This is a genomic window from Pantoea sp. AG702 (assembly GCF_003182295.1).
GTDB classification, from domain to species: Bacteria; Pseudomonadota; Gammaproteobacteria; order Enterobacterales; family Enterobacteriaceae; genus Pantoea; species Pantoea ananatis.
In genome coordinates this window covers 1,001,348-1,019,741 of sequence record NZ_QGTU01000001.1, presented here as the reverse complement: position 1 = coordinate 1,019,741, position 18,394 = coordinate 1,001,348, and the positions used below count along the sequence as shown (strand labels likewise).

Here is an 18,394-nt window from a genome sequence, read left to right as displayed (position 1 = left end):
GTGGGCCGCAACCAACGTGCGGCCCTGATTCATTATGGATTCAGGCGGCGACGGGTACGCCCGGAGCTGAGATAATCAGCAATGTAGTCCTGGGAAATCTCGCCACTGTAACGGCCATCTTCGTCCACAATCGGCATCCAGACGGTGTTGTGTTCATAGAGTTTCGACAGAACCACACGCAGGTTTTCTTCTGCTTTGCCGGTCACTTTAAACGTATGCAGCATCTCTTCACAGCGCCCGCTCGCGTGACGCGCCTCACGGCGTTTCACAAATCCTAACGGCTTGCCGTCGTCGTCAACCACGGTGATGGAACGCATGTCGTTTTCGTCCATGGTGCCAAAAGCCTCCGTTAACGGCGTCGAGCGTTTTACCGTGATGGTGGGTTGTTGGTCGGTCACGTCGCCTGCCTGTACCAGCAGCAGACGTTTCAACGTACGGTCCTGGCCAACAAAGGAGCCGACAAAATCGTTAGCCGGCGTCGCCAGCAACTCATCGGGGCTGGCGCACTGGACAATTTTGCCCTGGCCGAAGACCGCGATGCGGTCGCCAAGTTTGAGTGCTTCATCAATGTCGTGGCTGACCAGCATCACCGTTTTCTTTAACTGACGCTGCATATCCAGAAACTCATTCTGAATAACTTCCCGGTTAATTGGGTCAACCGCGCCGAAAGGCTCATCCATCAGCAGTACCGGCGGATCAGCCGCCAGCGCGCGAATCACCCCAATGCGCTGCTGTTGTCCACCGGACATTTCACGCGGGTAGCGATGCAGAAACTTATTCGGATCCAATGCCACCATGCTCATTAACTCCGTTGCCCGCTCGCGGCACTGCTTTTTATCCCAGCCCAGCATGCGTGGCACCACGGTGATGTTCTCTTCAATCGTCATATTGGGGAACAGACCAATTTGCTGGATCACGTAACCAATATTGCGACGCAGGGTGGTGGTATCCTGAGTGCTGGTGTCTTCACCGTTGATGAGAATCCGCCCGCTGGTAGAGGGAATTAAGCGGTTAATCATTTTCAGCGTGGTGGTTTTGCCACAGCCCGAAGGCCCAAGCAGCACGCACATCTCGCCAGCAGGAACCTCAAGACTCACATTGTCCACCGCTTTCATCAGCGTGCCGTTTTTCTGGCTGAAGGTTTTCGTCAGATTTTCAAGTTTTATCATTATCGAATTCCCTTAGGAGTCAGCGCCAGCTGCAAACGGTGCAGCAGCCAGTCAAGAACAATCGCCAGCAGGCAAATCATCAGCGCCCCGGCAATCAGCATACGAATATCACTGCCGCTAATGCCATCCAGCAGCAGCATGCCCAGCCCGCCAGCACCAATCACGGCCGCGATAGCCATCACGCCAACGTTCATGACCACGGCGGTGCGAATACCACCAAAAATCACCGGAAGCGCCATCGGGATCTCAACCCAACGCAGGCGTTGCCAGAACGTCATACCAATGCCACGACCCGCTTCACGCAGGCCGTCCGGCAGATTTTCCAATGCGGTATGCGTGTTGCGCACAATCGGCAGTAATGAATACAGGAAGACCGCCGTGATAGCCGGTAGCGCACCAATCCCTTTCCCAATCAGCGAGAAAAGCGGAATCATCAGGCCAAACAACGCAATCGTCGGGATGGTCAGTACAACGGTGGCAATGCCGAGCACCGGCGTGGCCAGCCATTTAAAGCGCACAATTAAAATCCCAAGGGGTACGCCAATAACAATCGCGCATCCTACTGCAACCAGCACCAGCCAGGTATGTTGCCAGGTCAGCGTGAGCAGGTTATTCCAGTTATCAATGATGTAATGAAGGGTATCCACGATGCCTCCTTACAGCATGTTTTTGGATTGAAGGAAATCGCGCGCTACCTGTTCAGGCGACTGGTGATCGATGTCCACGCGCTTGTTCAACTCGGTAATGGCCTCATCGGTGATCAGCGGGGAAAGCTGATTCAGGGCGGCTTCAAGACCGGGATGGCTCGCCAGCACGTCTTGACGCACAACCGGCGTCACGTTGTAGCTGGGGAAAAAGTGTTTATCGTCTTCCAGTACCTTGAGATCGAAACCTTTCACGCGCCCGTCCGTGGTGTAGATCAGGCCGGCATCCACAAAACCATCGCGCACGGCGTTATAGACCAGCCCCGGATCCATCTGGCGAATCTGAGGCCTGTCGAGCGTCAGGTTGTAGGTCTTCTGCAGTGGCTTCATGCCGTCTGAACGGCCATAAAACTCCAGGTCCAGCCCGAGTCGCCAGTTATGTTTCGGATCTGTTTTACGCACCTGATCCATTTTGGCCACCAGTTGCGACAGCGTCGAAATACCTTCTTTTTCCGCGCGCGCGCGCTGCATGGCAAAGGCATAGGTGTTATTCATCGGGGCGGGATTGAGCCAGATAAGACCCAGTTTGCCGTCCAGATTTTTCACGGTTTTATAGGCGTCCTCGGAGGACATCGGTTTATTAATATGGTTAAAGATGATCAGTGAGGTACCGGTATATTCCCAGGTCATGTCGATCTGCTTGTTAATCATGGCATTACGACTGATGGTGGTGGCGATGTTGCGTTTCGGGATAACCTCAAAGCCTTTCTTTTGCAGCCACATAACCGTCATGGCTGAAAGAATATGTTGCTCGGTAAAGCTTTTTGTCGCGAGCACCAGCGGCGTGGCCGCCTGTACGCTTTGGCTGAGTGCCATTGAGGCCACCAGTGCCAGGGTAGAGCTCTTAATCCAGCGCGTTAGCATTACAAACCCCTTATCGTTATGCCGCAGCGTGCGGGCTAAGGTAGCGCCCTAATGACGCCAGTAGCATATCCAGCACCAGTGCAACCAGCGCCGTAGCAACGGCACCCAGGATAAGCACAGGGAAGTCATTAAGATAAATGCCGGGGAAAATCAGTTCGCCAAAGCTGCTGGCGCCAATCAGGAAGGCGAGCGGGGCGGTGCCCACGTTAATGGCGGTGGCAATGCGCACGCCCGCAAGAATAACCGGCAGGGCGTTAGGAATCTCAACCTGACGTAAGCGCTGCCATTTGGTCATGCCGATGCCGTTCGCGGCTTCGATCAACGAAGGCGGTACGGCGCTGAGTCCGGAGTAGGTGTTACGGACGACAGGCAGCAGTGATGCCAGAAACAGCGCGACCAGGGCGGGCTTATCACCAATGCCAATGACAACCATCGCCAGCGCCAGAACGGCAAGAGGAGGCAGCGTATTGCCGACGTTAAAGATTTGCATGACATATTCCGCCCAGCGCCGGGCAAAAGGGCGGCTGAGTAGAATACCGCTGGGTATACCGACCAGCAGGGCGAACAGCATCGACCAAAACACCAGAAACAGGTGCTGCTGTCCAAGGTAAATCAGATCGTCTTTGCGGGCGACCAGCGTATCCCAGCCAAGCCCCCATACCAGCGCACCTGCCACTGCGACCACAGCCAGCAGTGCCAGACCGGCACGCCTGGCCAGTGAAGCGTTATGCATACGGTTTCTCCCTGTTTACGGATCTGTTGTTATAGCTACCTAAACCAGCATGACAAAAGTGGCTATCGTCAGCGCCCCTTCCAAAACCATGCCGGTCGCTAAATGCGGCAAACCGCAGTGAATTTCTGCGTAATTTCACCAAGTGCGGAAAATAGCGCTTTATTTCTATAGCAGCGGTAAGCGGAGCGCGCCAGCTTTTATCGGAAAAATCAGGAAGATAGCATGAGCCAAAAAACGCCCCAGCCCTTACAGCAACAGGTTTCAGAGTGAAACGACCTGAAAAGGCCTTTTTTAAGTGACAGTGTCACAATTTGGATTGAATCGGTTCCCGTCTGGTGAAATATGCGCTAGCCTTAGGGAACAAAAAAGGGAGCATCATGACCAACAGCACCTCCGCACCACGCCGTCGCCACTGGATTCTCTTTGCCTGTATGCTTGCCATGTTTATGGCTGCGATTGAAGTCACGATTGTGGCGACCGCAATGCCCACCATTGTGGCCGATCTCGGCGGTTTTTCGCAGTTTGGCTGGGTTTTCTCTGTCTATCTCCTTACCCAGGCGGTGAGCGTGCCGCTCTATGGCAGGCTGGCGGACCTGTGGGGCCGCAAAAAAATGCTGTTTCTGGGCATCGCGATCTTCCTTACCGGGTCGGTGCTCTGCGGTTTCGCCCACACGATGCTCTGGCTGATTGTCTTCCGGGCATTTCAGGGGCTGGGCGCGGGCGCGATCATGCCGCTGAGTTCCACCATCGTGGCAGACATCTATTCCCCCCGGGAACGCGCCAGCGTGCAGGGCTGGTTGTCCAGCGTCTGGGGCGTTGCGGCGATTGTCGGTCCGCTGTCCGGTGCCTGGCTGGTCCAGCACTTTAGCTGGTCCGTCATCTTCTGGGTCAACGTACCGATCGGCATCATCAGCATGCTGATGCTGGCAGCCTTGCTGCCTGCCTATACGCAGACACAACCCTCCCAGTCTTTGAATCTGACCGGGAGCGGCTGGCTCACGTTGTGTATCAGCGCCGTTCTGATTGCGCTGCTGCAGGCGGAACAGCTTGGCTACTGGCTGCTGCTGTTCTTAGCCATTGGCCTGGTGGCTGGCTGGCAGTTAACCCGTCATGAGCAGCGCACCCGCTCGCCGCTGTTCCCGCTCAGCCTGTGGAAAAGCCCACTGATTATCGCGGGCAATCTCGGCAACTTCATCATTGGTGCAACCATGATGGGCGTCAGCGCTTTTCTGCCGACCTGGATTCAGGGCGTAACCGGCGGATCGCCGCTTCAGGCCGGAACTGCGCTGGCCATGATGTCTGTTGGCTGGCCGCTGGCCAGTACGCTAAGTGGCCGTCTGATGCTGTTGACCTCCTACCGTTTTACCGCGCAGCTGGGCGCACTGTTATTAATCGGCGGCAGCGCCTTGCTACTGCTGTTGCACACAGAAAGCACGCTGTTCCAGGCGGGATTCACCGCCTTTGTCATCGGAACCGGCATGGGAATGACCAGCACGACATTTCTGGTATCTGTCCAGAATCATGCCGACTTTAACGTGCAAGGCATTTGTACAGCGTCGGTCATGTTTAGCCGTATGATTGGATCGGCGCTGGGGACAGCGGTGATGGGCGCGGTGCTTAACCTGAACCTGCAATGGCGGTTGCCCCATGCGCAGGATCCGGTTCAGCAAATCATGTCGCAGGAAACGCGCGACCGCCTGGCACCGGACGTGCTTCAGCCTATGCTGCAGGCAATAGCCGCATCGCTACATTGGGTCTTTATTGTGGCACTGGTCATTGCGTTCCTCACCCTGTGGGTAGCGTGGAAGATGCCGCGCCAGCAGCCGCAACAAACGGAATAGTGCGCTGAAACCTCAGGCGTGATGGGCAGAGAAGGGCCAGCAAAAGACAGGAAAAGACAGGGCGACATCATCGTCGCCCTGAACATTATTGTGTAGCGGAGTCTTGCGAGCTGCCTGCGCTGTCGGGCACGGAGGCGCCCTCATCACGGCCCAGCTTTTTATAAACAATTTTCTGTGTGTCGTTATCGCAATGGCCGACGACCTGACCGCCAGCCTGATCAACCTGATCGTTGGCGACCACATCCAGGCTAAAGCCTGATTCAGGCACGCCGTTTTGAATGATTTTCTGGCTGATATCCGCTTTTACAGATTCGCAGGATGCCTGAGCCAGCAGGGGGAAGGCTAAAAACGTCGCTGTCAGTAATGCACTCTTGATCTTCATAACCCTTTCCTTTTGTCATGCGTCAGTCATTACTATAGCCGAAATTTACGGCAATACCGGGCGGCCCGTGCGGCGGTCTAAGCAGCGCAGCGTATTGGGTTCCCAATAGGCATTCAGATTAGCGCTCTGTTCACATTTGTCGCGTGTGTCGAATGCGCGATCGGCTTTATCGAATTCTTTCTCAACCCGGCTGTTCACTTTGTTGCGCAGCATGTGCGTATCATTCCACTGCTCTTTACTCTGACGTGCCGCTTCGTTGCTCAATGCGCTGCTGCCGTTTTCAATAATCACGTGTTCGGTGTTCGCACTGACACGCATCGCGGTGGCAGAAAGCAGGGCCACCATCAGAACCGGAACCAATTTTTTCATCGTAATATCCTTCGGTTAACACTGTTTTACTCTTGGGTAAAACTATTGCATCAAATGAGAATAGTATACCATTGCCGATTACTTGCTCACCAGCTGTGTGCATGTTGTTTACCTGTCAGAGAGATTATTGTGCTGCTTAAAACCACGCTGCTGTTTTTTATCACCGCTCTGGCGGAAATCATCGGCTGTTTTCTGCCGTGGCTGTGGCTAAAGAAGGGGGCGTCCATGTGGCTGTTGTTGCCTGCCGCGTTGAGCCTCGTGTTATTTGTCTGGTTGCTGACCTTACATCCTGCGGCCAGCGGCCGGGTTTACGCGGCGTACGGCGGCGTCTATGTGCTGACGGCCATGCTCTGGCTGCGCGTGGTCGAAGGTGTCAAGCTGAGCGCATGGGACTGGAGTGGTGCGCTGATTGCGCTGAGCGGCATGCTGATTATCGTAGCGGGATGGGGCAAAGCGTAAAAGCCAGCCTTTGCGGCTGGCTTATCGGTCAGGGTTTATGCACTTTCAGCCCTGCCAGCGTCTGGCTGACGGGCATCATCTCAAGCGTATTGATGTTGACGTGCTTCGGCAGCGTGGCCACCCAGTAAACGGCTTCGGTAACGTCTTCAGGCGTCAGGGCCGTGGCGCCCTCGTAGACCTGTTCGGCCTTGCCATCGTCCCCTTTAAAGCGCACGTTAGAAAACTCCGTGCCGCCGACCAGGCCCGGCTCAATATCGGTCACACGCAGGGCCGTACCGTGTAAATCGGTGCGTAAGTTAAGGCTGAACTGGCGCACAAAGGCTTTGGTGGCGCCATAAACGTTGCCCCCGGCATAAGGCCAGCTGCCGGCAATCGAACCAATGTTAATAATGTGACCGACGTTACGCTCTACCATGGCAGGCAAAACCGCGCGCGTCATATAGACCAGCCCTTTGGTATTGGTGTCGATCATATTTTCCCAGTCGTTCACATCTGCCCGGTGCGCGGGTTCTATGCCCAACGCCAGACCGGCGTTATTCACCAGGACATCAATATTGCGCCACTCGGCAGGCAGCTGTGCGATGGCCTCTTCAATCGATGCCCGGTTACGCACATCTAACTGTACGGTGTACAGATTCTCACCCAGCTCCGTTTTCAGCGCCTTCAGGCGTTCAGCACGACGTCCACTGGCAATCACCTTGTGACCTGTTTCGATGAATCGGCGGGTAATGCTTTGGCCAAAACCGGCTGTGGCTCCCGTAACAAAAATAATCATCTCACTTTTCCCTCTTCCAGTTTCGTGATGTCTCCTCACCTTATCACGGCATTTTAGCCTGTGTCCGCTGAATTCCGTGGGGAGGCGCTTTTGCGCGCTTTTAGCGCACGCTGCCCCGAAATCGTGCAGAGAACGGGGCAGCAAGGTAACGTGGCAGGGTGCATTTTTACTGGCAACCGATTGCGTTGGATGAGCAACCGATTGCGTGGCGATTTTGTCAGCGAAAGCGTTGCGCAACAGGATGATATTCATAAATGACTGATAATAAAGTGATTTATCAGGTTCTGATCTGGCATGCGTCTTGCAGAGTGTTTAAAGAGAGTACGAGATGAACAGGGCGACAACATCAGGCGCCCGGTAAGAGGAAACGATATGTCTACATGCCAGGACACGGCGATTCGTGCCAGTTTTTTTGATTTTGCCGCGGTGGCGAACGAGCCTGAGGCTATTCTGTCTCAGGCGCGTTATATCGAAGATGGTCTGCTCATTCTGCGTGAGGGCCGCGTAGTTGGTTTGCACCCCTGGTGTGATGTCAGCAGCAGTCAGGCAGCAGAGCGCGTTATCGATCTGCGCGGTAAGCTGATCCTGCCGGGTTTTGTCGACTGCCACATTCATTACCCGCAAACAGAAATGATCGGCGCCTATGGTGAGCAGCTTCTCGAATGGCTGAATCAGTATACGTTTCCGGTTGAGAGGCAGTACCGCTGTGCCGAGCATGCCGCGCAAATGTCAGCGTTTTTTCTCCATCAGCTACTGGCTAACGGCACCACCAGTGCGTTGGTTTTTGGCACGGTGCATCCGCAGTCGGTAGAGGCGCTTTTTAGCGCGGCCGAAGCGCTTGAGATGCGCATCATCGCCGGTAAAGTCATGATGGATCGCAATGCGCCTGATTACCTCACCGAAACGCCGGAAGAAAGCTATCAACATTCCCGCGATCTGATTGAGCGCTGGCACGGCCGCGGCCGACTGAGCTATGCCCTGACGCCGCGTTTTGCGCCCACCTCGTCACCCGACCTGTTAAAGAAAGTGCAGGCGCTGCGCACGGCTTACCCGGATGTCTGGCTCCACACGCACCTCAGCGAAAACCAACAGGAAGTTGCCTGGGTCAACGCGCTGTTTCCCGAACGCAATGGCTATCTGGACGTTTACCACCACTATCAGCTGACCGGCCGGCGAAGCGTCTTTGCACACTGCCTGCATCTGGAAAATCATGAATGGCAGTGTCTGCACGATACGGATTCCGCCATTGCCTTTTGCCCGACCTCAAACCTGTTTTTGGGAAGCGGCCTGTTTAATATCAAGCGCAGCTGGCAGCAGGGCATCAAAGTGGGCATCGGCACCGATGTTGGCGCCGGAACCACCTTTAATATGCTGCAAACGCTGGGCGAGGCTTACAAGGTCGGCCAGTTACAGCAATACAGGCTGAGTGCTGCAGAAGCCTTTTACCATGCCACGCTGGGTGGGGCCCGTGCGCTGGATCTTGACCAGCACATCGGTAATTTTGCACCAGGTAAAGAAGCTGACTTTGTCGTGCTGGATCCCGCCGTATCGGCGCTGCAAAAGCTGCGTATGGGGAACTGCAAGGATATCTGGGAAAAACTGTTCGTCTTGATGACGCTGGGTGATGACAGAAACATCGTAGAGACGTGGGTTAACGGCCGACCGGTCTGGCAATCCACCACAAAGGAGAATGCCGCATGATTCAGTTTCTGCTTAACGACCAGCTCGTCACAGAAGAACGTATCGATCCCAATCTGACGGTACTCTCTTATCTGCGCACGCATCAGCGTCGCTGTGGCACCAAGGAGGGCTGTGCGTCCGGCGACTGTGGTGCCTGCAGCGTCACGCTGGGGAGCGTGGTGGACGGCAGGTTGCACTATCAGACCGTTAACAGCTGCCTGATGCTGGTCAGTGGATTACAGGGCAGGCAGCTCATCACCGTCGAAGATTTACGTGAGGGGAAAACCCTGCATCCGGCTCAGCAGGCGATGGTGGACTGTCATGGCTCGCAGTGTGGCTTCTGCACGCCGGGCTTTGTGATGTCATTGTTCAGTCTGCAAAAAAATCACAGCGACTGGGACCGGCAGCAGGCAGAGCATGCGCTGGCCGGTAACCTGTGTCGCTGCACCGGTTATCGTTCCATTATGGCGGCGGCCGAACAGTTGGTGACGCAGGCACAGCCGGACAGCTTTGATCGCTGTGAGCAGGGCGTGGTTGAGCGCCTGCGCGCGCTGGAGAATCAGGAGGTCCGGGTAATTCAGGACAAAGGCCGTCACTGTTACCTTCCCATCACCGTCGCGCAGCTCGCTGCGCTCTGTGTCGCGCACCCCGATGCCGCGTTACTGGCGGGCGGCACGGACCTGAGCCTGCTGATTACCCAACGCTACCAGGGTATTCCATTGATGATTGCGCTGGGGCAGGTGGATGCTCTGAAACACTGTTATGAGGACGACGCATCCTATCACTTAGGCGCCTCCGCCTCGCTCGACCAGATCGCAGCGTTTATGGCGACGCGCATTCCGGGAGTAACGGAGATGCTGACGCGTTTTGCCTCGCTGCAAATTCGCCAGCTTGGCACACTGGGCGGTAATCTTGCTAATGCTTCCCCGATTGGCGATGCATCGCCAACGCTGCTGGCATTAAACGCCTCTCTGCTGCTGCAGAAGGGCGACACGCAACGCACTTTGCCACTCAGCGCGTTTTTTACCGGCTACCGGCAGACCGTGCTGCAACCCGGTGAGTTTATCCATACCATCATTATTCCAAAAGTGACGGTGTCACCTGATTTTGTTGCCTGGAAGGTCTCGAAGCGGCTGGATGACGACATTTCAGCCGTGTTTGCCGCTTTCAATATCCAAACCGATAACGGCATTGTGACAGCGGCACACATTGCCTTTGGCGGGATGGCGGCAACGCCGGTGCGCGCCACAGGGTGTGAGCAGGCCATGATTGGATCGGCCTTAACCGCACAAACGATAGCCACGGCCTGTCAGGCGCTGGAAGAGACCTTTGAGCCGCTCAGCGACTTCCGCGCCAGCGCCGGTTATCGCCTGCAGGTGGCGAGCAACCTGCTGCGCCGTTACTTTTACCGTCTCAACGGATTGTCCCTGACTGAGGTAAGCCGCTATGTCCCATAATCGTCCGGCTCTGCCCGATTCAGCATTACCCATTGCTCATGCGCGCGACATCAGCAGCGGCGTGGGGCGCAGCAATAAGCATGAAAGCGCCGATAAACACGTGTCCGGCGAGGCGATATATATCGATGACAAAGCGGAGCAGCCCGGTCTGCTGCATCTCTGTCCTCGCCTGAGCGATCATGCCCATGCCCGTATCACTCACGTTGATGTCCAGCCGTGCTACGACGTTCCCGGTGTCGTCCGCGTCCTCACCTGGCAGGACGTGCCCGGCGTCAACGATGTCGGCCCGCTGCAGCCCGGCGACCCGCTGCTGGCTCAGGACTGCGTCGAATATGTTGGGCAAATTATTATTGCCGTGCTGGCCGACTCGCCGGATGCGGCCCGACAGGGCGCGATGGCGGCGGTGATCGAGTATGAGGTATTGCCCGCGCTGCTGGATGTAGAACAGGCACTGTTGCAGGGCAGTTTTGTGCAGGAGCCCCATATCCACCAGCGCGGCGACGTCGAGGCGGCGCTGGCCCGTGCGCCGCACCGCATACAGGGCGCGTTTCATATTGGCGGGCAGGAACACTTCTATCTGGAAACCCAAACGGCCATGGTGATCCCGGGTGAGGACGACGCGCTGCAGGTGTTCTGCTCCACGCAAAACCCCACGGAGGTCCAAAAGCTGGTGGCAGAGGTCATGGGCATCAGCATGAACAAGGTCACGATTGATATGCGCCGAATGGGTGGCGGTTTTGGCGGTAAAGAAACCCAGGCGGCGGGCGTGGCCTGCCTGTGCGCCGTCGCGGCAAGCCTGACCGGCCGGGCGGTTAAAATGCGCCTGGCCCGACGCGATGACATGCGGATAACCGGCAAGCGACATCCTTTTTACGTCCGCTATGATGTGGGCGTTGAAGACGATGGCCGGTTGTGTGGGGTGAAAATCGATCTTGCCGGTAACTGCGGCTACTCGCTCGATCTGAGCGGATCGATAGTGGATCGGGCCATGTTTCATGCCGATAACGCCTACTATCTCGGTGATGCGCGTATCACCGGCTACCGCTGTCGCACCAATACCGCGTCAAATACCGCTTTTCGCGGCTTTGGCGGGCCGCAGGGCATGGTGGCGATTGAGCAGATCATGGATCACATCGCCCGCGAGCGCGGTCTGGATCCGCTTACGCTGCGAAAACGCAACTACTACGGCAAGAACGAACGCAATATCACCCATTACCATCAGCAGGTAAAAGACAACCTGCTGGATGAGATTACGGCGCAACTGCAAACCAGCAGTGACTATGATGCGCGCCGCGCGGCGATCGCAGCCTTCAATGCCAGCAGTCCCGTGCTGAAACGTGGACTGGCGCTGACGCCGGTTAAATTTGGCATTTCATTTACCTCCAGCTTCCTCAATCAGGCCGGAGCGCTGATTCTGATCTATACCGACGGCACGGTGCAGCTCAACCACGGCGGAACGGAAATGGGTCAGGGGCTTAACACCAAGGTGGCGCAGATTGTGGCGCAGGTGCTGCAAATCGAGGTCGATCGTATTCAGATCACCGCCACCGATACCGGGAAAGTCCCTAACACTTCGCCCACGGCGGCGTCCAGTGGCACAGATCTCAACGGCAAAGCGGCACAAAATGCCGCCGAGATATTGCGTGAGCGCATGACGACCATGCTGTGTACGCTGCACGGATGCGGGCCAGAGGCGGTGATGTTCAGTAACGGTATCGTTCGGGCTGCCGAGCACTATTACACCTTCGCCCAGGTCGCGCAGCTTGCCTGGCTGAATCAGGTACCGCTATCGGCGACGGGCTATTACCGCGTCCCCGGCATCCATTACGACCGTCAGGCCGGTCGCGGCGAACCGTTTTACTACTTCGCCTATGGCGCGGCCTGTTGTGAAGTCATTGTGGACACGCTGACGGGCGAATACCGGCTGCTGCGGGCGGATATTCTGCACGACGTGGGCGCGTCGCTGAATCCGGCCATCGATATTGGCCAGGTAGAGGGCGGCTTTGTCCAGGGGCTGGGCTGGCTGACCTGTGAAGAACTGGTCTGGAATGACAAGGGCCAGTTGATGACCGACGGTCCCGCGAGCTACAAAATCCCGGCGATCGCTGACGTACCGGCCGATATGCGGGTTACGCTGGTGGAAAACCGCAAAAATCCGCAGGACACGGTGTTCCATTCCAAAGCCGTGGGTGAACCGCCGTTTATGCTGGGGATAGCCGCCTGGTGTGCGTTACAGGATGCGGTAGCCAGCGTCGCCGACTATCGTCTGCATCCCGCGCTGGACGCGCCCGCTACGCCGGAGCGAGTATTCTGGGGCGTCCAGCGCATGGCGGGAGGCACCCATGATTTATCATGACTGGATAGCGATTTTGCACGACCTGCGCCAGAAGCGGCAACACTGCGTGCTGGTCACCGTGTTGCGCGATCGGGGTTCAGTCCCGCGTGACGGCGGCGCGAAGATGGTGGTGACGGCCAACGAAAGTTTTCTGACCATCGGTGGCGGCCATCTTGAGTTTCAGTGCATTGCGCAGGCGCGCGCGCTGTTGGAAAGTGGAGAGCGTCGTCCTCATACCGAAGACTACAGCCTGGGTGCCCGGTTAGGCCAGTGCTGCGGCGGGATGACCACCATTCTGTTTGAACCGTTGATGCAGGCGCAGCCGGAAATCCTGGTTTTTGGCGCGGGCCACGTCGGGCAGGCGCTGGTCAGCCTGCTGGCTACGTTACCCTGTCACGTTAACTGGATTGACGGTCGGGACAATCAGTTTGCCTCTGTGCCACCCGGCGTCAGCGTGCAACAGCCCGACGATCCAATGGACTGCGTGGCCGCGGCGGCGGCGGGGAGCTATTATATTGTGATGACGCACCATCATCCGCTGGATCTTGCGCTGTGTGAGGCTATTCTGCGGCGCGGTGATTTCCGCTACGTGGGCGTGATCGGTTCGCAAACGAAAAGTCAGCGTTTTCGCTACCGGCTGGAAGGCAAAGGCATTGCCGAAGACCGGCTGGCGCGCTTACGCTGCCCCATGGGCCTGCCCGATGTAAAAGGGAAACTGCCTGCCGAAATCGCCGTTGCGATTGCCGGGGAAATCATTGCGGTGTATCAGCAACAACGCGGTCAGGTTGTTCTGTAAGAGGCAACCTGCCACTATGAGACTCTGTGTTGTTCACCAGGAGCGCCTATGAACGCCCGTCAAAATCCTTTTTTTAACGTCAGCAGCTTGCCTTATCACACACCACCTTTTGATCAGATTCAGGAAACCGACTTTCTGCCCGCGCTTCAGGCCGGGATGGAAGAAAAGCGCCAGGAAGTCCTGGCCATCGCCACCAATCCGGAAGCGGCAACCTTTTTGAATACCTGCGAGGCCCTGGAAAAAAGCGGTCAACTGTTGACCCGTGTGAGCCTGGTGTTCAATGCCATGACCTCCGCCCACACCAGCCCCTATTTACAGCAGGTTGACGAGGATATTGCGCCACAGCTCACCGCGCTTAACGACGAAATAATGTTGAACCGGCCGCTGTTTTCACGCATCGACCAGGTCTATTTGCAGCGCAACCCGCTTGATGCTGAATCGAAACGCCTGGTCGAGGTGCTGTGGCAGCGCTTTCAACTGGCGGGTGCCAACCTGCCGGAAACACAGAAGCAGCAGTTAAAGGCGCTGAATCAGGAGGCTGCACGACTGAGTACGCAGTTTACTAATAAGCTGCTTGCTGCAACCAAGGCGGGCGGTTTAGTGGTCAATGACGTGCAGCAGCTAGCGGGGCTGAGTCCGTCCGATCTGGCCGTTGCTCAAGCGGCGGCGGCGGCACGAGGCCTGGAGAATGCCTGGCTGCTGGTGCTGCAAAACACCACGCAGCAGCCTGCGCTGCAGTCTCTGGAAGATCGCCCGACGCGCCAGGCGCTGTTCCACGCCGCCATGACGCGCAGTGAGAAAAACGATGACAACGACACGCGAGCGTTAGTGCTGCGCCTGGCACAGGTGCGGGCAGAGCAGGCAAAGCTGTTAGGGTTTGCCAGCTTTGCCGCCTGGCAGCTACAGGATCAGATGGCGAAAACCCCCGATGCCGCCTTTGCGTTTATGCGCAATATCGTTCCTGCGGCCCGTGCGCGGGCCGAGCGGGAAGCCGCGGCCATTCAGCAAACCATCGACAGCCAGCAGGGGAATTTTACCCTTGGCGCGTGGGACTGGAACTTTTACGCGGAGCAGGTTAGGCGGGCGCAGTACGATCTCGATGAAAGCCAGATTAAACCCTATTTCGAACTGAACAGCGTGCTGGAAAAGGGCGTATTCTGGGCCGCGACTCAACTTTATGGCATCCAGTTTACCCAACGTCACGACCTGCCGGTTTATCACCCCGATGTCCAGGTGTACGAAATCTTTGATACCGACGGCAGCGGAATGGCGCTGTTCTATACCGATTTTTTCAAGCGCGACAGCAAAGGCGGCGGCGCATGGATGAGCAACTTTGTTAATCAGTCCACGCTGCTCGACGAGAAACCGGTGATTTACAACGTCTGTAATTACACCAAACCCGCCAACGGCGAGCCTGCACTGCTGAGCTGGGATGACGTAATTACGCTGTTCCATGAGTTTGGCCATACGTTGCATGGCTTGTTTGCCAGCCAGCGCTATCCCAGCCTCTCCGGCACGGAAACGCCACGTGATTTTGTCGAGTTTCCATCGCAGATCAACGAGCACTGGGCCAGTGAGCCACAGGTGTTTCGTCATTTCGCCCGTCATTATCAGACCGGGGAGGCCATGCCAGCGGCGCTGCATGAAAAAATCATCAGAGCAGGCAAGTTCAATAAAGGTTATGAGATGACCGAGCTGCTGGCGGCCGCGTTACTGGATCTCCACTGGCATAGCCTGGAGGGGAAAACCCCGGTGCAGTCGGTCGACGCCTTCGAACAGCAGGCTTTACGCAGCGATGATATTGATCTGGCCGCCGTACCACCGCGCTACCGTTCCAGCTATTTTCAGCATATCTGGGGCGGGGGATATTCTGCCGGCTATTATGCCTATATCTGGACCCAGATGTTGGCAGACGATGGCTACCAGTGGTTTGTCGAACACGGCGGATTAACCCGGGAAAATGGCGACATCTTTCGGCAAAAAATCCTGTCGCGGGGCAACAGCAGCGATCTTAAAGCGTTGTATGAGTCCTGGCGCGGCGGGGCGCCTCAACTGGAGCCGATGCTAAAAAATCGCGGCTTAGCCGAATAAGCGAAAGGGCGGTGATACCGCCCTTTTTGACTATCCCAGCGGTCCACCTTCAATGGTTTCGCACAGTCCCGCCAGCACCCGTTCACCCGTTTCCGTTTTCAGCGACTGATACCATACCGATGTCAGATGGGGATCTTTAGCATGCGTGATGTCGCAGCGTTTACGCGCTTTCAACACCAGATCCTTAACGCGTTCAACGCGGCGCATCTGGTAACGTAACAGCGCATCCTCAATGCCAAGCGAATGTGCAGACAACGCAGAGGCCAGTACAATCCCGTCTTCCATTGCCGCGCAACCGCCCTGACCAATATCCGGCGTGGTGCTGTGTGCTGCGTCGCCCAGTAAGACCACCCGGCCTTTTACAAAGCGGTGAAAAGGCTCGATGTCGTGAATCTCCACGCGGTTAGTGGTTTCCACATCAATTGCCGCGATGAGCTTCTGAACCGGTTCAGACCAGCCGCTGAAGTAGTGCTGCAAATCGTGCCGCATCGTTGATCGATCCTGCTCCAGCCCGGCGGGCAGCGGCACATCGAAAAAGAAGTAGAAGCGGTTGCCGCTGACCGGCATGAGAGAGACGCGTTTACCCTCGCCCACAAAGGTTGTCCATTGATCGGCAGGCGCGATGGACTCATCAACGCTAACCAGGCCGTTCCAGTTCACATAGCCTGCGTAGCGACGGGGCAGTTTTTCCCCCAGTACGTAATCACGAATAACCGAATGCGTTCCATCGGCCGCAACCAGAAAGTCACCCTGGGCCTGACTGTTATCTTCGAAGGTCGCGATCACGCCGCTGGCATATTGCTCCACCTGCACGATACGCTTGCCAAAATTCACCCGATGGCGGCCGTAAGCATCCAGCAGCATGGCCTGAAGCTCGGCGCGGGCAATGGGGTAGGGAAACTCGCCCACCTGCTGCACCAGGGGGGAAAGGCTGAAACGGGTGAGGGTTTCACCCGAAAAGGCCTCTTTATAGGCCATATAGGCCATGTTGCCGCCCAGGGCGCGCACTTTTTCCTTCAGTCCCAATGCATTAAGGCATTTCACCCCGTTAGGCCAGACGGAAATGGCCGCACCAACGGGACGTATCGTTTTGACCGCCTCAAAAACCTCAGTGTCGAAACCTGCCTGTTCCAGAGCCAGCGCGGCGGTCATGCCACCCATCCCGCCACCAATGACGATCGCTTTCATATGTTATCTCCTGTGCACATATCAGTTATTTGCAACTTTTGTACCAGAAGCGCGACGCGCGGAGTGCGCGTCTGAATGGGGGCATGAAGGGTGAAAATGGCGCAGATGCACGGTCGCTGTGCAACAGGCTGCACCTGTCGGGTGCAGAGAAATCTGTAAACCACAGTAATCACATGTTTTTAAGATGTTACCTATGATCTGTTTCATATTCAGCGTGATATAGATCACGTTCGCACTCACTACGACTTCGGAACCCTTCATGAAAATCGGCATAAGTAATAATCACTATCCGGAGCAGCGCAATATTTTGGTCAATCCGGAAAACGACTACATTAACCTGAAAAAACGTAACGTTTTCTATTTCCTCAATCCGCTGCGTACGCGTTTACTGAAAAAAAATAAACGTTTCGTCTTCTTACCTGTCCCGTTTGCAATGGGGCAGAAGCCCGACATTCTCCATCTGTTCAATGAAGTGGCAATAACGCAAATGAACTGGGTCGCGACGTTTGAAACCGAGCTGCCGCGCGTTCTGCCGGTAGCAGGCGTGGCCAAACACGACAATCCAGAGCTGAAACAGCTGATCCCTTATTTGCTGAAAGATAACTGTTTCGGTCTGATTGCTATTTCAGAGGCGACGCTGCACATCCAGATGAAGCTGTTTAAACCGGATGTGGCGGCAAAAATTCGGGCTAAAACGCTGGTGATGCATCCGCCACAAACGCTGTTTACCCCGCAGAAAAGCGCACGTCACAGCGACAAAATCCGTCTGGTCTTTGTCGGCAATGAGTTTTATCGCAAGGGCGGGGCCGAAATTGTGCTGGCGCTGAGTGAGCTTGTCGAAGCGGGTCAGATCGATGCATCCCAGCTTGACGTGCAGCTTATCGGCGATTTGACTAAGCGTCATAACGTGGCACACCGTAAATTCCAGGACGACGAGGCTTTTTACCGAAATATCCAGGATCGTATCTCCCGCCTGAGCTTCGTCACCCATCATGCGCAGATGGCAAACTCGGCACTCCTGAAACTGTTCCAGAACAGTGACCTCGGTTTGTTACCGACCTGGCAGGAAACCTACGGGTTTTCCGTGCTGGAGATGCAGGCGAGCGGCTGTCCGGTGTTAACCAGTAATGTGCGTGCTCTGCCGGAAATCAATCCGGCCAGTGCAGGCTGGACGATCGGCGGCGAGCTGAATGACGATCGTGAATATCAGGTCAACAGCGAAGCCGATAAAGATCGCCTGCGCCGGGCGCTGATCGACGGCATAAAATCGACCCTGCTGGACATTCTGGCACACCCGGCCTGCCTGACGGAAAAGGGAGAAGGGTCAATTTTACGCATTAAACAGCAGCATGACCCGCGTCAGTACGGCGTCCGACTTAACGATATTTATCGTCGCGGCGTTGTGGAATGTGTTGAACATCCGCCCGCGCTCTCAATTTAACAAGATTTATCAGACGTTACGCGTCAGAGTTACCATACTTAACTGACGCGTATCTCTGGAGATCGGTTATGAAATGTCTTTTTGCTTTGCTGCTGTCCTGCCTGATGGCC

The 18,394-nt window shown here is 56.1% G+C and carries 16 protein-coding genes; 8 read left to right on the top strand and 8 right to left on the bottom strand.

Annotated features, from left to right (window positions below):
- Positions 1–32: 32 nt before the first annotated feature.
- The 4 genes from osmV to DFO57_RS04865 all read right to left on the bottom strand — a co-directional run bounded on the left by osmV (position 33) and on the right by DFO57_RS04865 (position 3,470).
- Positions 33–1,169, bottom strand: coding sequence for an osmoprotectant ABC transporter ATP-binding protein OsmV (osmV, locus tag DFO57_RS04880; protein WP_013025850.1), 1,137 nt, complete (start codon positions 1,167–1,169; stop codon positions 33–35).
- Positions 1,169–1,816 carry an osmoprotectant ABC transporter permease OsmW gene (gene osmW / locus DFO57_RS04875; RefSeq protein WP_013025849.1) on the bottom strand — a complete coding sequence of 216 codons (648 nt, stop codon included), beginning with the start codon at positions 1,814–1,816 and terminating at the stop codon, positions 1,169–1,171. The genes osmV and osmW overlap by 1 nt, the downstream gene beginning before the upstream one ends.
- A gap of 9 nt (positions 1,817–1,825) precedes the next feature.
- On the bottom strand, positions 1,826–2,689 hold the full coding sequence (locus DFO57_RS04870) for a glycine betaine ABC transporter substrate-binding protein (RefSeq protein WP_230957801.1): 864 nt from the start codon (positions 2,687–2,689) through the stop codon (positions 1,826–1,828).
- A gap of 64 nt (positions 2,690–2,753) precedes the next feature.
- Entirely contained in the window at positions 2,754–3,470 is a 717-nt protein-coding gene (locus DFO57_RS04865) for an ABC transporter permease (protein ID WP_013025847.1), read from the bottom strand.
- 377 nt (positions 3,471–3,847) lie between these two features.
- On the opposite strand from DFO57_RS04865, the gene DFO57_RS04860 reads away from it, so the two are divergent.
- Complete coding sequence (locus DFO57_RS04860; protein ID WP_014605787.1) at positions 3,848–5,311, top strand: MDR family MFS transporter; 1,464 nt, start codon at positions 3,848–3,850, stop codon at positions 5,309–5,311.
- Between the two features lie 85 nt (positions 5,312–5,396).
- On the opposite strand, the gene DFO57_RS04855 is transcribed toward DFO57_RS04860, so the two are convergent.
- Positions 5,397–5,693 (bottom strand): DUF1161 domain-containing protein, encoded by a 297-nt coding sequence (locus DFO57_RS04855; protein WP_110015140.1) that lies wholly within the window; start codon positions 5,691–5,693, stop codon positions 5,397–5,399.
- Positions 5,694–5,738: 45 nt separating this feature from the next.
- The gene (locus DFO57_RS04850) at positions 5,739–6,062 is read right to left on the bottom strand and encodes a DUF1283 family protein (protein WP_013025844.1); all 324 of its coding nucleotides are present in this window, start codon (positions 6,060–6,062) and stop codon (positions 5,739–5,741) included.
- A gap of 132 nt (positions 6,063–6,194) precedes the next feature.
- Here DFO57_RS04850 and DFO57_RS04845 point away from each other — a divergent pair, with 132 nt between their 5' ends.
- Positions 6,195–6,521, top strand: a complete 327-nt coding sequence (locus tag DFO57_RS04845; RefSeq protein WP_089517811.1) for a YnfA family protein — start codon at positions 6,195–6,197, stop codon at positions 6,519–6,521.
- 28 nt (positions 6,522–6,549) lie between these two features.
- Here DFO57_RS04845 and ydfG read toward each other — a convergent pair whose 3' ends face one another.
- On the bottom strand, positions 6,550–7,296 hold the full coding sequence (gene ydfG, locus DFO57_RS04840; RefSeq protein WP_089517332.1) for a bifunctional NADP-dependent 3-hydroxy acid dehydrogenase/3-hydroxypropionate dehydrogenase YdfG: 747 nt from the start codon (positions 7,294–7,296) through the stop codon (positions 6,550–6,552).
- 372 nt (positions 7,297–7,668) lie between these two features.
- Here ydfG and guaD point away from each other — a divergent pair, with 372 nt between their 5' ends.
- The 5 genes from guaD to dcp are packed head-to-tail and all read left to right on the top strand — an operon-like array spanning position 7,669 to position 15,655.
- Positions 7,669–8,997: a guanine deaminase gene (gene guaD, locus DFO57_RS04835; RefSeq protein ID WP_110015139.1), complete on the top strand. Its 1,329-nt coding sequence runs from the start codon at positions 7,669–7,671 to the stop codon at positions 8,995–8,997.
- A complete protein-coding gene (xdhA, locus tag DFO57_RS04830) occupies positions 8,994–10,433 on the top strand; it encodes a xanthine dehydrogenase small subunit (protein WP_110015138.1) in 1,440 nt (479 codons plus the stop codon). Before guaD ends, xdhA begins: the two co-directional genes overlap by 4 nt.
- Positions 10,423–12,789 carry a xanthine dehydrogenase molybdopterin binding subunit gene (gene xdhB, locus DFO57_RS04825; RefSeq protein WP_110015137.1) on the top strand — a complete coding sequence of 789 codons (2,367 nt, stop codon included), beginning with the start codon at positions 10,423–10,425 and terminating at the stop codon, positions 12,787–12,789. The genes xdhA and xdhB overlap by 11 nt, the downstream gene beginning before the upstream one ends.
- Complete coding sequence (gene xdhC / locus DFO57_RS04820; protein ID WP_064373825.1) at positions 12,776–13,564, top strand: xanthine dehydrogenase accessory protein XdhC; 789 nt, start codon at positions 12,776–12,778, stop codon at positions 13,562–13,564. The genes xdhB and xdhC overlap by 14 nt, the downstream gene beginning before the upstream one ends.
- Before the next feature lie 48 nt (positions 13,565–13,612).
- The gene (gene dcp / locus DFO57_RS04815) at positions 13,613–15,655 is read left to right on the top strand and encodes a peptidyl-dipeptidase Dcp (RefSeq protein WP_110015136.1); all 2,043 of its coding nucleotides are present in this window, start codon (positions 13,613–13,615) and stop codon (positions 15,653–15,655) included.
- Between the two features lie 30 nt (positions 15,656–15,685).
- Here dcp and hpxO read toward each other — a convergent pair whose 3' ends face one another.
- The gene (gene hpxO, locus DFO57_RS04810) at positions 15,686–16,843 is read right to left on the bottom strand and encodes an FAD-dependent urate hydroxylase HpxO (protein WP_022622808.1); all 1,158 of its coding nucleotides are present in this window, start codon (positions 16,841–16,843) and stop codon (positions 15,686–15,688) included.
- Between the two features lie 259 nt (positions 16,844–17,102).
- On the opposite strand from hpxO, the gene DFO57_RS04805 reads away from it, so the two are divergent.
- On the top strand, positions 17,103–18,284 hold the full coding sequence (locus DFO57_RS04805) for a glycosyltransferase (RefSeq protein WP_105080250.1): 1,182 nt from the start codon (positions 17,103–17,105) through the stop codon (positions 18,282–18,284).
- Positions 18,285–18,394 lie beyond the last annotated feature (110 nt).